Source organism: Dyella sp. SYSU CM1112 (genome assembly GCF_058216415.1).
The window spans coordinates 146,865-163,572 of the sequence record NZ_JBZEGI010000008.1; the positions used below are offsets into that span (position 1 = coordinate 146,865).

The 16,708-nt window shown below is 57.3% G+C and carries 5 protein-coding genes; 2 read left to right on the forward strand and 3 right to left on the reverse strand.

The features are described from left to right. Positions 1-69 precede the first annotated feature (69 nt). A complete protein-coding gene (locus tag AC4HNJ_RS13170; RefSeq protein ID WP_490480041.1) occupies positions 70-6,177 on the forward strand; it encodes a non-ribosomal peptide synthetase in 6,108 nt (2,035 codons plus the stop codon). A gap of 268 nt (positions 6,178-6,445) precedes the next feature. Here the strand turns inward: AC4HNJ_RS13170 and AC4HNJ_RS13175 are convergent, their stop codons facing one another. The 3 genes from AC4HNJ_RS13175 to AC4HNJ_RS13185 all read right to left on the reverse strand — a co-directional run bounded on the left by AC4HNJ_RS13175 (position 6,446) and on the right by AC4HNJ_RS13185 (position 11,278). After that, the gene (locus tag AC4HNJ_RS13175; RefSeq protein ID WP_490480042.1) at positions 6,446-6,754 is read right to left on the reverse strand and encodes a transposase; all 309 of its coding nucleotides are present in this window, start codon (positions 6,752-6,754) and stop codon (positions 6,446-6,448) included. Positions 6,755-6,842: 88 nt separating this feature from the next. Beyond that, entirely contained in the window at positions 6,843-10,076 is a 3,234-nt protein-coding gene (locus tag AC4HNJ_RS13180) for an efflux RND transporter permease subunit (RefSeq protein WP_490480043.1), read from the reverse strand. A gap of 11 nt (positions 10,077-10,087) precedes the next feature. Further along, positions 10,088-11,278, reverse strand: a complete 1,191-nt coding sequence (locus tag AC4HNJ_RS13185) for an efflux RND transporter periplasmic adaptor subunit (RefSeq protein ID WP_490480044.1) — start codon at positions 11,276-11,278, stop codon at positions 10,088-10,090. Positions 11,279-11,748: 470 nt separating this feature from the next. Between AC4HNJ_RS13185 and AC4HNJ_RS13190 the strand changes: the two genes are divergently transcribed. Beyond that, positions 11,749-16,668 (forward strand): NAD-glutamate dehydrogenase, encoded by a 4,920-nt coding sequence (locus AC4HNJ_RS13190; RefSeq protein WP_490480045.1) that lies wholly within the window; start codon positions 11,749-11,751, stop codon positions 16,666-16,668. Positions 16,669-16,708: the final 40 nt, after the last annotated feature.

The following is a 16,708-nucleotide window of genomic DNA, read 5'->3' on the forward strand; positions in this document are numbered from 1 at the left end:
GGTGCGCAAAAAAAATTAATCAATCTCTTTTTGTTCCGTCTGATGTATACCAAAGAGTGAGAAGAAAAAATGTTAAGAGATACGGATATTCTGCCTCTGAATAAACTATTTGAATATCACGCCAGGCATTCTGGAAGAAACTGTGCTTTGGTGACTGAAAGTGAATCAATTAACTATCATGAACTGAATAAAAGAGCCAATCGACTGGCAAGAGAAATTCGCGATCGCTACCTTCAGGCAAACCGAAAACCCATGCCTGCCGGTACCCTGGTGGCATTATATTTTGATCGCTGCGTGGATATGGTCGTAAGCATGCTGGCTGTCATCAAAGCGGGTGGAGCCTATGTGCCCATTTCGCCTGCTTATCCTGCGGCGAGGACTACATTTATCCTTCAAGACACACAGGCGCCCCTAATTCTGACTAGGGAGAATCATCGCTCGTCATTGTCAGCCATGGGGGATCAAGGCGAGAATCCAGCAGAAATCGTCGCGGTTGACACATTGACTACGGCGCGACATCCCTCCAGTAACCTTTCAGTGAAGATTTCCGGAGCGGATCTGGCATACGTCATTTACACGTCAGGTACTACGGGCCGTCCAAAAGGTGTACTCGTCGAACAGCAAGGTATCGTCTCGATGGTACATAACGTCAGCTACATCGACATATCGCCCAGAGACGTGTTCGTCCATCTGTCAGACCCTAGCTTTGATGCAGCGACCTTTGAACTCTGGGGGGCTTTGACTCAGGGGGCGACGCTGGTCATTCCTTCAAAAGAACACCATTCGCCAGAATCGTTGGCTCAGCTATTTGTGCGGCATAAGGTGTCCATTTTGCTTCTGACACGAGCACTGTTCGATTCTTTTTATGTTCAGAAGCCAGATCTGTTTTCCACACTTCGCTATCTGCTGGTGGGAGGGGAAGCACTGACTGCGGACTTCATCCGTGACCTCATGTCGCGAAAAGATCGGCCTCAACGGGTACTAAATGCATACGGACCGACCGAAGGCACCACTTTTACAACAATCTATGACTGCGCTAAGGCATTTGACGATAGCGTACCTATTGGCAAACCTATTGAAGGACGCCGCGTTTATGTATTGGACGACGGACTGCAGCCCGTTGCCCCAGGAAAGATCGGGGAGCTGTACATTGCCGGCACCGGCGTGGCACGGGGTTATCTCAACCGCCCGGAACTGACAGCGGAGCGGTTCATAAGCAATCCATTTGCAACCGAACAGGATGAAGCATGCGGTTATGCCCGGCTGTACAAAACGGGAGATCTCGTCCATTGCTTGCCAGACGGCAATCTTGCGTTTAATGGCCGCTCGGATTGTCAGGTAAAAATCCGAGGCTATCGCATTGAGCTGGGAGAAATTGAGAGCGCACTGGTAGCCCTTTCCACGATCAGACAAGCAGCGGTCGTTGACAAGGAAAAAGGAGTTGACCGGTACCTCGCAGCTTATGTAGTGCCATCGCCAGGTGCGGTCTCCTCCAGGGCCAGCCTCGTCAAAGAGCTGTCAAGCACGTTACCGGAATACATGATACCGGCCACATTTACTTACCTGGATGCGCTCCCTCTGACTGTCAGTGGCAAACTTGATCGTCGGGCACTGCCAGAACCGGAATGGGTGCGGGAGTCTGAGTATATTGCGCCACGCAATTCGCTAGAAAGCGCGCTGTGCAGAGTCTGGCAAGATGTCCTGAGCATTCCGGTCGTAGGAATTGAAGATAATTTTTTCCATCTTGGCGGAAATTCCATCCTTGCCACAAAGCTGATTTCGGAGATGAAGGGCAGGCTTAACCTTTCAGTGCCGCTCTCGCTGCTTTATCAGCACAACCATATTGCAGGCATTGCGGCACATGTTCGAAAGGAAGAATGCATTCAGATTCCAAGAACTGAAATGTCTGTATGCCCGTTATCTCATGCTCAAGAGAGAATGCTTTTCATAGAGCGGTTTAACCAGGGCACCCATGCCTACCATATTCCATTTCTATTTAAAGCTTGCCGTGACCTGGATCTTCCACGCTTCATCGAGGCGTTCAATCTTCTGATCGAGCGCCACTCGGTGTTGCGAACCGTCTACCAGATAGGTCGTGACAACAACTATTACCAGCATTTTCTGACCGTCCCATTATCGCTACGGTCAATCGGAGATTTCTCCTGTCGGAATGCGCTCGAGCAAGCGATAGAGAAGGAGTCATCACGGCCGTTTAATCTTGGCTGTGAACTGCCGGTTCGCGTGTCGTTATTTACATCGCAAGAGAAAAGCTACCTCTTGCTGAACTTCCATCATATTGCTGTAGACGGATGGTCTGTAGATTTGCTCATGAATGAACTGGCCATTGTCTACGATGCCTTGACCAGAGGAGACGTACCCACACTTCCTCCGCTGACGCTGACCTACGGTGACTATTCAGCATGGCATCGCACGTGGATCAGCACCATTGAAAGAGAGCAAGCAGCGTTCTGGCGTCAGGCGCTGGCAGATGTCGAACCACTTCGGCTGCCTGCCGACAGCCCTCGCCCCGTGGAATTCGACCACCAAGGACAAGATTTCCGCATTGAACTGAGCGCCAGTCTGTCTGAGCAGCTACGTCAGCTAGCAAGGAAAGAGGCAACGACGCTTTACTGCATATTGCTGACGGGCTTTTATATCACCCTGAATCGCTGGACAGGACAATCCGATCTGGTTGTCGGCACGCCGTCGGATAACCGGCATCATTTCCAGTGTGAGTCGATTATCGGCCTCTTGGTCAATACGCTGGTCATGCGGGGCCGCGTCGACAACGACGTTGCCCTCGGCACTTTGATCCGGCAGACACATCAGATGGTTGGCGCAGCGCGAGCGCATCAGGATTTGCCGTTTGACCGGCTGCTCGATCTGCTTCAGATAGATCGCGACAGCAGCCGTCATCCACTTTTCCAGATCATGTTCAGTCTGCAGAATTTTGGCGAAAAGATCGCAAATAACCTGCCACTGGAACCACTCAATGGGTATGGCGTCCCGTCGCCAGCGAAATTTGACCTTAGCCTGTTCCTGTCTGATTGCCATGGCTGTATCCGCGGTAACTTTAACTATGCCACCAGCCTGTTTGAATCCGAAAGCATTGAATGTGTCGCCGGCATCTTCCAACAGGTGCTGATGGCAATGGTGCAATGCACGGATCAACGGATAAAAGACATCGATGTGATATCTGACGCGGAGCGAAAGCGGCTTGCCGAGTGGAGCGGTACGGGTAGCGCCTTTCCTCTAGATAAGACTCTTCACCAGTGCTTTGAAGAGCAGGTCGCGAAAACGCCACGGAAGACCGCACTCATATGTGGTAACGAGAGCCTGACGTACGCGGAACTGGACTTGCGGGCAAATCTACTGGCCCATCATATACGAGACAGATTCCAGCACCATTACCAGCGCACGATGCAGCCAGACACTTTGATTGGATTGTATCTTGATCGCGGGCTGGACATGGTCATCAGTATTCTGGCCGTACTGAAAGCCGGCGGCGCCTATGTGCCTATTTCACCCGACTTTCCGGATGCACGCACAAAGTACATTCTGGACGACACCCACGCCAGCTTGGTGCTCACCAACGCTCATTATCAAAAGAGGTTGGGTGAGCTGGCGAGTTCGTTTTGCCAAGACACCTGCCTGCTGGCCGACAAATTCAAGGCGCCTGCGGCGCCCGCTGGTCCGCTTTCAGTGTCAGCGTTGCCCAGTTCCCTCGCTTACGTGATTTACACCTCGGGGACTACTGGAACACCCAAAGGGGTGGCGATGGAGCATCGTGCCGCAGTTTGCCGTAGCCACGCCATGTCGATTGCAAGCCAGACCGCGGGCAACACTTATCTATTCAAGACTAACTATATCTTTGACGTATCCGTCTCGGATCTCTTCTCGCACCTCATGACCGGTGCGAAGATCGTTATCGCGCGCTCATCGTTTGATATTGACGAAATCAGTGCCCTACAGGAGCTACATCGGATCAATGCCTGCCACCTTGTACCATCGCAGCTACCATTGTTATGCGATTCCGGCGCACTGGGTGGCGATATCCGCCAGCTGTATTTTAGTGGCGAGAACCTAACCGATAACCACCTCGGCGCGATCGATCTACGGCAGATTGCTGTGCTCAATTACTATGGTCCGACGGAAACTGGTGAGACGACCCTCCACCGTCCACATCTGGAAAACGAAGGTAGCATTATTGGCCGTCCGCTTCCCGGCACAAGAGCGTATGTTCTGCAAAGCGGCAGACTGGCCCCAATCGGTACGCCGGGTGAGCTTTTCATTTCAGGTCCTGGGCTTGCTCGAGGCTATCTAAATAATCCTGCCTTGACGGAGGACAGATTTGTTGCCAATCCATTTGAGATCGATTCCGGTGATCCAGCGTATTCACGGATGTACAAGACGGGCGATCTTGTTCGTTGGTTGCCAGAAGGTACCTTGAAATACCTCGGCCGCAATGACAGCCAGGTAAAAATTCGTGGGTACCGGATTGAACTGACTGAAGTGGAAAAGGTGCTCCTAACCTGCGAAGGCGTCAGGCAGGCGATCGTTATTGACAAGGAGCACAACGGTCAATCGTATCTGGCCGCTTACGTGGTTCCGGAGAAGGATGACTGGCGCGATGCTGTGAAGGAGCAGATATCTGCGAAGTTGCCATCCTACATGGTGCCCGCTACGTTCACGGAAATCAGCCATGTGCCTCTGACATTGAATGGCAAGCTCAATCGTCTCGCCTTGCCAGAGCCCACCCGCTTGGCACAGAGCGCGCATTATGCAGCTCCGCAAAATGCTATGCAGCAACAGGTGTGCGAGATCTGGCAGGAGGTATTGGGGATTGACCGGATTGGCGTTGATGATGATTTTTTCCATCTTGGCGGCAATTCAATAATGGCAATCAAGCTCATACACCGGATCAACCAGGAAACAGGAAGCGCATTGCTACTCAAGTCGATCTATAGCCATCGCACGGTTCGCACTCTTGTAGAAGCCGGCAGCGGCCGTGCTGCGCATTCAATACAGCCAGGCAAACTACTCGACCCAATCATGCCCTCGCTTCCAGGTAGCGATGCAGTAAAAGGGGATGGACTTTTAATTACGGGGGCCACAGGATTTGTGGGGCGTTATCTGTTACATGAACTGTTGATGCGCTCCGATAATACTGTTTACTGCCTGCTAAGAGGGCAGAATGAAAATGCTGCTCGTCAACGGCTCAGGCGCTGCTTGATAGACAACCATCTCTGGCACGATCATTTCGAAGACCGGATCAAGATTGTGTCGGGTGACATTGACAAGCCAATGCTTGGCATGAATCAGGCCGACCAAGAACATCTGGCTGATGCTGTCGGCACCATCTATCACTGTGCAACCTACATGAATCATCTTGCCAGCTATCAGGAAATGAAGACTGCAAATGTCGATAGTGTTGAAGAAATCCTGAAACTGGCCAGTGAAAAGCGCCCGAAACGCATCGTTTATCTATCGACGACTGGAATTTTTGGTACGCAGCCAGTGCGCATCGTTGACGAGACCACGGAGATATCCAACGAACGACATACCAGTGATAACGGTTATGTTGCGACCAAATGGATGGCGGAGAATCTGATGCTTCAGGCAAGACAGCGCGGTTTCGACATCTCTGTTGTTCGTTTGGGACTGGTTTCCGGTAGCCAACAGACGGGGCGCGGCGACGACAAGCAATGGTTAACCCGATTGATGCGTACAGTCCGGGCGCTTGGCTGCAGTTTTAAGGAGCCGCTCATTGAAACGTCCGTGCTGCCTGTTGACTATGTCGCCAGGGCAGTCCGGGTACTGTCTCAGGTGCAGAGGATGGAGCCGGTTTATCACTTGTCCAGCGAAGAGTCTCTGAGTTTTCCTGATCTGGTGGCGCGCTATAACGCCGTGAGTGACGATCAGATTAATCTAGTGAATTACAGCGATTTTATTCATCTTCTTCTGGCGCACAAAGACAAAGGTAACTCTATCGATGCGGAATATCTATTTGCCGACGATATCGATGTCCTGCAGCTAAAGGGCTACGTGCCGAAAAAGGTCCATGTAGAAAAAGGAACCGTGATCTCTAGTCGTCAGACGAAGCGAATTCTTGGCGATCTCGGACTGTTCGTGCCAGAAGTCAACGACGAGACTGTATTCAGATATTTTCTGCAATAGCCTGATTGCAGTTATTCTGGCTGATCCGTCAGACTGTCACAGAAGCCTCTGAATTCCTGAGTAGAACTCGGGTATCGGGATCTTGGCTATACGACCCGAGGAGATAATCTCCTCGGGTTTTTCGTGACTGATTCTACGGCGTTAAAAGCATGCATGTGCCCCGGTGCCTTTGGCTTGATTGATGACAGCTCGTCATCGCAAGGTTTGGAGGCGCGTTTTCTTCCTCTACTGCGGCGTAGGGGGGAGATGATGGCGCGTGCTGATCGCGTTACACCAGCGCAGCGGTATCCGAAAGACCCGATGTTGTCGCGCTGCGGATCTGGAATATCGCTGCAGCCGGCCTGTGTGTCAGCGCTTGGTCCTGGATACGCTTGAGCATCCGCAGCTTGAATGGCGTGTCGTAACGGCCGTACTTCTTCTGCAGCCCACTCGCGCCATGCCGACAGCAGCTCTCGACCCAGCGGCGAACCATCGAATAATCCAGCCCATGCTTCCGGGCCGGTTCTCTCGGCCCTACGATGCCTTGCGCACCGTCCCGGGCAATATCCGTCTTAAATCGTTCACTGTACTTCGCCATGAAAAACACCCCAGAGGTTGGATAGGTGTCCAACTTCTGGGGTGCAGTTCATTCGGCGTGGCTTTTTATGACTGCTTCGGCGGTTGCCTCAGCTGTGGTGACCGTTATCCGGATCGGAATCGAACGGTTGCTGGTGGTCGTGGCGGGCCAGCTTGTGCGTTTGCTCGTCGAGCTTGTCGCCGAGCATGCGGCGCACGCTGACGTAGAACACCGGAATCAGCAGCAGGCCGAGGAAGGTGGCGAAGAACATGCCGCCGATTACGCCGGTACCGATTTCGTGACGGGAGTTCGCACCCGCGCCGGTGGAGGTGACCAGCGGCAACACACCAAGGATGAACGCCATCGACGTCATCAGGATGGGGCGCAGTCGCTGACGGGCGGCAGTAAGCACAGCGTTGAACAGCGTTTGTCCTTCGGCCTGTTGCTCGACGGCGAATTCCACGATCAGGATCGCGTTTTTCGCGGCCAGGCCGATCACCGTCACCAAGCCGATCTTGAAGTACATGTCGTTCGGGAAGCCGCGCAACATGGACGCCGTGACCATGCCCAGCAGGCCGAGCGGCACTACCAGCAGCACGGCGACCGGAATCGACCAGCTTTCGTACAGGGCGGACAGGCACAGGAACACGATCACGATCGACAGGATCATCAGCAGCGTGGCCGAGTTACCCGCCAGCACTTCCTGGTAGGACTGGCCGGTCCAGTCCGCACCGAAGCCCTTGGGCAGATCGGTGTCGACGATGTTCTGCAAGGTGCCCATCGCCTGGCCGGTCGAATAACCCTTGTTGGCATCGCCCACGATTTCGATCGCCGGATAGCCGTTGTAGCGGGTAAGCGACGGCGGTGCCATGCTCCAGCTTGTGTGCACGACGCTGGATAGCGGGATCATGTCGTACGGGCCATTGGCCGAGCTGGCAGTCGAACTGGTCGACGTCGTGCCGCTGGTGGACGTGGTGGTCAATGAGCTTGGCGTGTAGATGTGATCCAGCGCATCCGTGCCCATGCGATAGGGCGCATCAGCCTGCACCATCACGCGCTTCACGCGGTCTTCGTAAATGAAGTTGTTGATGTAGACCGGCGCGAGCATCAGCTGGATGGCGTTGTACACGTCACTGACCGAAAGACCTAATGCACCGGCCTGTACGCGATCAACGGTGAGGTTGTACTGCGGCGCATCCGGCAGGATGTTCGGACGGGTGCCGAACAGGGTGGGGCTTTTCGAAGCCTTGCCCAGCAGTATGCCCATGGCTTGCGCAAGCTGGGCGCGCGATTGCCCGTTGCGTGCCTGCAGGTACATATCCAGTCCGCCGAACTGGCTGAGGCCGCGGATGGTCGGCAGGTTCACTACGAAGATCTGCGCATCGCGAATGCTGTGCAGCACGCCATTCGCCTGGCGGATGAATTCGTCCGCGGTGATCGAGCGCTCACTCCAGTCCTTGAGTTTCATGAAGACCATGCCGGCGTTTTCGCTGCGGCCGACGAAGCTGAAACCGCTGATCTGGTACATGCCGACGTAGTCGTTTTTCAGCGGACTCTTGGCAAGCGTCTCGCGGATTTCCTTCATCACCCCTTCGGAGCGTTCCACCGTGGCACCCGGCGGCAAGCTGACGATGGCCAGGGCGAAGCCTTGGTCTTCGCTGGGCACGAAACCGGTGGGCAGCTTGGTATAAAGGAAGCCGGCCAGCATGGCGATCAGCACGAACACGATCATCCAGCGTGGCGCATGACGGATCGCACTGCCGATATGGCCATGATAGGTGTGGGTGATGCGGTCGAAGGCGCCATTGAACCAGCGGTAGACGAAGTTCTTCTTTTCCTCATGCGTGGGCTTGAGGATGGTGGCGCACAGTGCCGGCGTGAACGACAGCGCAAGGAACGCGGAGAAACCCATCGATACCGCAATGGTCAGCGCGAACTGTTTATAGATCACACCGGTGGCGCCCGGCTGCAAGGCCGAAGGCACGAACACGGCCGCCAGTACCACGGTAATGGCTACCACGGCGCCGGTGATCTGCGACATCGCTTTGCGCGTGGCTTCCTTCGGCGGCAGATTTTCCTCCGCCATGATGCGCTCGACGTTCTCGATCACCACGATCGCGTCGTCCACCACGATACCAATGGCCAGCACCATGCCGAACAAGGTCAGCTGGTTGATGGTGAAGCCGAGTGGGGAAAGGCCGATGAAGGTGCCCAGCAAGGCGACCGGAATCACCAGGGTGGGAATGATCGTCGCGCGGATGTTCTGCAGGAAGATCAACATCACGAAGAACACGAGGATGATCGCCTCGATCAGCGTGTGCAGCACTTCCTTGATCGATACCTGCACGAACGGCGTGCTGTCGTATGGCGCAAACCAGGTGACGCCCTGCGGGAAATCCTTGGCCAGCTCGTCCATCTTCGCGCGTACGGCTTCGGCCACGCTCAGTGCGTTGGCGCCGGGCAGCAGCTGTACGCCGAAACCGCCGACCGGTTGGCCGGTCCAGCTCGATGTGAAGCCGTAGGTTTGCGGACCGAGCTCGATGCGCGCGATGTCTTTCAGGCGCACCACGGTACCGTCAGGATCGGCACGCAAGATGATGTTGCCGAACTGCTCGGGCGTCGAGAACAGGCCTTCACCCGAGACCGTAGCGGTGAAGCTCTGCCCGTTGACAGCCGGGTCGGCACCCAGCGAGCCCGCCGCGAACTGCACGTTCTGGGTCGAGATAGCGTTTTCGACCTGAGTGGCGGAAAGGCCGTAGCCCTGCATCTTGTCCGGGTTCAGCCAGACGCGCATGCCGTATTCGGAACCCACCTGGAAGGTGCTGCCGACGCCGGGAATGCGGCCGATCTGGTCGATCACTTGCGAACCGACGATGTCGTTGAGGCGCTTGTAGTCGATCTCCGGATTCTTGGAGATCAGCGCTATGAACATCAGGAAGTCCGGGTTGGCCTTGGCCACCACCACGCCCTGTTGCGTCACGGCAGCCGGCAACTGCGGCTGCGCCAGCGACACCTTGTTCTGCACCTGCACCTGGGCGATGTCGGGATTGGTGCCGGTGGCGAAGCTGAGGGTAATCGTGGCAGTGCCGTTCGAGTTGGACGCCGAACTGAAATACAGCAGGTTATCGATACCGGTGAGCTGCTGTTCGATCACCTTGGTGACCGTGTCTTCCATCGTCTGCGCGCTGGCACCGGGGAAGGTAGCCGTCACCGTCACCTGTGGCGGCGCGATGTTGGGATAAGACTCCACACCCATGCCCAGCACCGAAATGGTGCCGACCAGGGTGATGAGAATGGCGACCACCCAGGCAAAGATGGGGCGATCGATAAAGAAACTCGGCATCAGTGTTCTCCTTACTGCTTGCCGGTGGCTGGGCCTTGAGCGGCAGGCGTCTGATCAGGCTTCCAGGGGGTCGCCTTGGCCGGCGCGCCGGGCTTGACGACCTGGACGCCCGATACGATCACCTGGTCGCCTGCGCTGAGGCCGCTGGAGACAATCCAGTCGTTGCCGCGCATGGTGTCGGCGCTCACGCGCTTCTGGACCACCTTGCCGTCCTGGCCGACCACCAGGGCGTAAGCGCCCGCCGGGTCACGCTGGATGCCGGCCTGCGGTACCAGGAACACCTTATTGAGTTCGCCCATGTCGACCGTAAGGGTGACGTACATGCCTGGCAGCAGGCGGCGATCAGGGTTCGGCACGACGGCGCGCAGGTTGATCGCACCCGTGCTTGGGTTAACGGTGGTGTCAGAGAAGTCCAGCGTGCCGAGATGGTCGTACTTGATGCCGCTCGGCATGGTGATCTGCACGGTGGTCTTGTCCTGGGCTGCCAGCTGCACGTTGCCCTTGGACTGGGCGTGACGCAGCGTGTCCAGATCGGCCGCGCTCAGGGTGAAGTTCACATAGAGCGGGTCGAGCTGATCCACCGTGGTCAGCAAGGTGGCATTGGCGCCGGCATCCGACGTGCTGTTACCGACGATGGCGCCTTCGGTGACCTGTTGCTCACCGGCGCGGCCATCGATGGGGGAGGTGACATTGGTATAGCTCAGATTGACGCGTGCGGTTTCCACATTCGCCTGAGCCTGCTTCACCGCGGCAGCCGAGGAGCGCTCGGTGGCTTCATCGGTATCCAGCTGGGCCTGCGAGATATAGCCCTGCGGCACGAGCTTGCGGTCGCGGTCGGCGATCACATGCGCGTTGGTATAGGTGGCCTGGGCCGAAGCGAGCGATGCCTCGGCATTGGCCAGGGCGGCCTTGTAGGGCGCCGGATCGATCTGGAACAGCAGTTGTCCCTGCTTGACGTCGGTGCCTTCCGTATAGACACGCTTGAGCAGGACGCCCGACACGCGAGCCCGGACATCGGCGCTGCGGTAGGCGGACAAACGGCCGACCAGATCTTTGGTCAGCGGCACGTTTTGCGGCTGGGCTTCTACAACCCCCACCGTCGGCGGTGGCATCTTGGGCGGGCCTTGTTCCTTGCTGCTGCAGGCAACAAGGGCCAGCAGGCTCAGGCACAGCACCGGCGTGCGCATTGGCGTCGACTTCATGAGAACTCCATGACTTGCGTAAACGGGGTAGGGGCAGGCGAAGGCACGAAAAATATCCGGCGATTCCGCCGAAAAACTTTACGCTCGATCGGATAGCCGCCGCATTGTGCCGTGTCTTTGGTTTTGGGACGACGGAGCATTCGGCAAGACTATACCGATCAGTTTACAATTTAATCGCTATGCGAATCCAGCCTTTGCGGACATGACTAGCGACATGGGCGGGTTTGATCGCAGGAGGGATGCAGGTCTGTTGCTCTTTGGTCTTTCAAGGGCCTCAAGCGATAGGAGCATGAGGCTGGCCTCGCATGTGCGCATGCCGATGTGCATGCAACCGACATGCGCGGTTGTGACTGTGAGCTGATGCATACGCACGTGATGCTGCGCCGCCGATGGATCAATTTCAGAGCGAGGCGTATCCTTTTAAGGCTTTCTGCTCCATTCCCAACGTCTCCACTTCGTAAGTAGAAACCATGAATGCGATCCGTGCGGCCAACGACATTCCTCTTTCGTCTGTCGTGCTTGATGAGTTGAAGAAAAGCGGTTTTCCGACCAAGCGCCTTGATGAGGCGCAATTTTTTATCAGCGCCTTTTTCGCGCGCATTGCCGAGAGTGACGTGGGGCTGCATAGCCCTGCTGAATGGGCGGCAATCATCGCCGGCCTGATGGATTTCATGCAGCAGCGCCAGCCCGGGCGCGTAGTTGTGCGAGTTACCGGCGTCGGTCATGCCGCGCGCAGTGCGGTACAGATTGTGACTGACGATATGCCGTTCCTGGTGGATACGGTCAGCATGGTCCTTTCGGATTATTCGCCGATTCATGCCGTACTCCACCCGGTAGTGAAGGTGAGCCGGGACGCTGCCGGTCAAGCGCAGCGGATGGGCGACGAACACGGCGCGCCGGAATCCGTGATGCATTTCGAAGTCGATCATATCGACGACGAAAGCACCACGATGCGGGTCAAGAGCCAGATTGAAGCCGCGCTTGAAGATGTGCGGGCGTCGGTGCGCGATTGGAATGGCATGCGCGAGAAAGCGCTGTCCATCGCCGCCGACCTGCCGAACCGCAAGCTGCCGCTGGATGCCGCATCGGTCCAGGAGGCGAGTGAATTCCTGCGTTGGCTGGCGGACAACAATTTTACCTTCCTCGGCTACCGCGAATACGAAGTAGCGCAAGCCGATGGCGATGAGGTGCTGCGTCCGGTTGAAGGCTCGGGCCTGGGCATCCTGCATAAGAGCGAGCGTTCAGTGGCGCCGCGCTCACTGCGCACCCTGGCAGCCCATGACCTGCCGCAGTCCGGCGCCTACGACGCCATCATCCTGACCAAGACCAATGCGCGTTCGCATGTGCACCGTGCCGGCAATATGGATTATGTCGGCGTGCTGAAGTTCGGCGCAGACGGCAAACCGGTGTCCGAGCAGCGCTTCCTGGGGCTGTTCACCTCCAACGCCTACATGACGCGCCCACAGGAGGTGCCGTTGGTGCGCCAGCGCGTGGAAGCCGTGCTGGTTCGTTCGGGGCTCAAGCGCGATGCCTATTCGGGCAAATCACTGCGTCATATCCTGGAAACGCTTCCGCAGGAAGAGTTGTTCCAGAGCACCGAGGACGAACTCTTCGCCACCGCGATGGGCATCCTCGAATTGCAGCAGCGCGCCCGTACCCGGTTGTTCGTGCGGCGTGACCGCTATGGCCGCTTCTTCACCTGCCTGGTGTTCGTGCCGCGCGATCGCTTCAGCACCACGGTACGCGAACGCATCGAGGCGATGCTGCGCGAGGTATTCCACGGCGAGAGCCTGGATTCCAACGTGCTGATGGGCGAATCGGCGCTGGCACGCCTGCAGGTGACGGTGCGCCCGCATCCCGGCGATCATCCCGCTTTTGATCCACAAGATCTGGAGACGCGCCTGCTGCATATCGTGCGCAACTGGCACGATGGTTTGCGCGATTGCCTGATCGCACAGGCTGGCGAAGCTCAGGGCGTGTCGCTGTTCAATAGATTCGACAGGCTGTTGCCTGCCGGCTACATCGAAGATGTGTCGCCGGAAGTCGCAGCTCACGACGTTATCGCACTGACGACGCTCAAGAGCGACGATTCGATCCATCTCAACCTTTACGAAGATCCGCGCGACCAGAGCCTGCGCTTCAAGGTCATCCATGTCGGTGCGCCAATATCGCTGTCCGAAGCGTTGCCGATGCTGGAGAACATGGGCGTTCGCATGCTTGCCGAGCATGTCTACACCATGCAAAGCGAAGGCCGCGAACTGACCATCCACGATTTCGAACTGAAAGCGAAAACGTCGCTGGTGTTCGAGCTGCCGCATCTGCGTGACCGTTTCGAGCGTAGCTTCGAGGCCTTGTGGCGGCATCAGGCCGAGAGCGATGGCTTCAACAATCTCGTGTTGCTGGCGCAAGCCGATTGGCGACAAGTGGCCGTGCTGCGCGGCTACTGCAAATACCTGCAACAGGTCGGCATTGCGTTCTCGCAGAATTACATGGAAGAGACGCTCAATCGCTATCCGGCCATCGCCGGTCTGTTGATCGAGTTGTTCAATGCCAAATTTGATCCGCGCCGTGAGCACTTGTCCGCAGCGGAACTTCAGCAGGCGCAGGCTGATCTGCGCCGTGAGATGCAGGCGCTGATTTCGGCCGATACCCAGAAAGCCAAGCCCGAACTGATCGACGGCCTCATTTCAGTGCTGGCCAGCACGCGCGAACAGCAGGTGCATGTATTGTGGGAGGCGTTGAAGTCGCTGCTCGATGATGTCGCCAGCCTCGACGACGAGCGCATCCTGCTGAGCTTCATGAACACCATTCGCGCCACCCTGCGCACGAGTTTCTTCCAGACCTGGGAGGGCGTTCACCGTCATTACATCAGCTTCAAGTTCGATTCGAAGCAGGTGCCGGACGCGCCGAAGCCGGTGCCTTATCGAGAAATCTTTGTGTACTCGCCGCGCGTGGAGGGCATTCACTTGCGCTTCGGGCCGGTGGCACGCGGTGGTTTGCGCTGGTCCGACCGGCGCGAGGATTTCCGCACCGAAGTGCTGGGCCTGGTGAAGGCGCAGATGGTGAAGAACACCGTGATCGTGCCTGTCGGCTCGAAGGGCGGCTTCTTCGTCAAGCATCCGCCGGTGGGCGGCGACCGTGATGCCCAACTGGCGGAAGGCATTGCTTGCTATCGCTTGTTCATCAACGGCCTGCTCGACATCACCGACAACCTGGTGGAAGGCAAGGTAGTGCCGCCACACGACGTGGTACGCCACGACGATGACGATCCGTATCTGGTCGTTGCTGCTGACAAGGGCACGGCCACTTTCTCCGATATCGCCAATGCGATTTCCATCGAGCATGGTTTCTGGCTGGGCGATGCATTCGCATCCGGTGGCTCGAATGGCTACGACCATAAAGGCATGGCCATTACCGCGAAGGGTGCATGGGAGTCGGTGAAGCGCCACTTCCGTGCGCTGGGCCGCGATTGCCAGAGCGAGGATTTCACCTGCGCGGGCATCGGCGACATGTCCGGCGACGTGTTCGGCAACGGCATGTTGCTGTCCCGGCATATCCGATTGGTGGCCGCGTTCGATCATCGGCATGTCTTCCTCGATCCGAATCCGGATACGGTGGCGTCATTCGCCGAGCGCGAACGCATGTTCAAGTTGTCGCGCTCAAGTTGGGAGGACTACGACAAATCGTTGATCTCGCCAGGTGGCGGCATATGGCCGCGCAGCGTGAAGTCGATTCCGATTTCGCCGGAAGTACGTGCTGTGTTGGGCTTGAGGGCGGATGTACAGCATCTGTCGCCCACGGATCTGCTCAACGCCATTCTCAAGGCGCCAGTGGATCTGCTCTGGAACGGCGGCATCGGTACCTATGTGAAAGCGAGCAGTGAAACGCACGCTGACGTGGGCGATCGTGCGAATAACGCCTTGCGCATCAATGGTGCGGAATTGCGTTGCAAGGTCGTGGGCGAGGGCGGCAATCTCGGGTTCACCCAGAAAGGCCGTATCGAAGCCGCCCAGCACGGCGTGCTGCTGAATACGGACTTCATCGACAACTCCGCAGGCGTGGATACGTCCGACCACGAGGTCAACATCAAGATTCTGCTTGACGATGCGGTACAACGCAGCGAAATCAACGTCGATGAACGCAACCGTCAGCTGGCTGCGATGACCGACGAGGTCGGCCAGTTGGTGCTTTGGGATAACTATCGCCAGAACCAGGCGATCACGCTGATGGAACATCAGTCGGCGAAGCGCATCGGGTCGATGGCACATTTCATCCGCACCCTGGAAGCGGAAGGACTGCTCGATCGCCAGGTCGAGAACCTTCCGAGCGAGGCCGAACTGACCGAGCGCAAGACACGTGGGCAGGGTATGACGCGTCCGGAGTTGGCGGTGTTGCTGTCGTACGACAAGATTCGCCTCTTTCAGCAGCTGCTTGACTCGGACGTACCGGAAGATCCGTACCTGTCGAAGGAACTGGTGCGTTACTTCCCCGCGCCGCTGCATGAGAAATACGCGGCGCACATGCAGCGCCATCGCCTCAAGCGCGAGATCATCGCGACGGCCGTGACCAACTCCACCATCAACCGCATGGGCGCCACCTTCATGATGCGCATGCAGGAGGACACGGGACAGGGGCCGGCTGCCATCGCGAAGGCCTATACCGCGGCACGCGAGATCCTTGGTGCGCGCGAGTTGTGGGCCGATATCGAAGCGCAGGACAGCAAGGTGGCGGAGAACACGCAGGTCGACGCGATCATGCAGATCTGGTCGTTGCTGCGGCATATCACTCGCTGGTTGCTCAACCGTCCTGGCGGCACGCTGGATATCGCCGCAAACGTGGAGCGTTACCAGGCCGCGGTGGCCGAGCTCGGTGCGACCGTGCCGGATACTTTGACGCCCGCGGGCAAGGCCGATTTCGCCACCAGCCAGGAAAAATGGGAAGGCCTGGGTCTACCTAACGATCTCGCCTTGCGGTTGGCCAAGCTCCCCGAGCTACGTGCCATGCTCGATATGGTGGAAGTCGCGCGTCAGACCGGACAGCCTATCGCCAAGGTTGCCAACGTATTCTTCGAACTGGGGCATGCGCTGGATCTGGAATGGTTGCGCGGCCAGATCGAAGCGCTGCCGGTGGAAGGCCATTGGCATGCCCAAGCCCGCGGTTCGCTGCTGGACGAACTCAATCACCAGCATCGCGCACTCGCCGTGCAAGTGCTTGCGCTCGGTGGCAGCAAGGAGATCCCGCCAGTGCAGGCATGGCTGGATCGCGACAATGCCACGCTCAAGTACACGCGCAACATGTTGGCGGAAATCCTCACGCAGAATGTGGATTACCCGATTGCCTCGGTGGCACTGCGCCGCCTGGCCCAGTTGGCGCAGGTGCCGGTCGCTTGATGTGCTTCAACCCTCTCCCCTTTTGGGGAGAGGGTCCGCT

Excerpts from the sequence above, each read along its gene's own strand:
- AC4HNJ_RS13180 (WP_490480043.1), bottom strand. The coding sequence starts at position 10,076 with ATGCCGAGTTTCTTTATCGATCGCCCCATCTTTGCCTGGGTGGTCGCC.
- AC4HNJ_RS13185 (WP_490480044.1), bottom strand. The coding sequence starts at position 11,278 with ATGAAGTCGACGCCAATGCGCACGCCGGTGCTGTGCCTGAGCCTGCTG.
- AC4HNJ_RS13190 (WP_490480045.1), top strand. The coding sequence starts at position 11,749 with ATGAATGCGATCCGTGCGGCCAACGACATTCCTCTTTCGTCTGTCGTG.
- AC4HNJ_RS13170 (WP_490480041.1), top strand. The coding sequence starts at position 70 with ATGTTAAGAGATACGGATATTCTGCCTCTGAATAAACTATTTGAATAT.
- AC4HNJ_RS13175 (WP_490480042.1), bottom strand. The coding sequence starts at position 6,754 with ATGGCGAAGTACAGTGAACGATTTAAGACGGATATTGCCCGGGACGGT.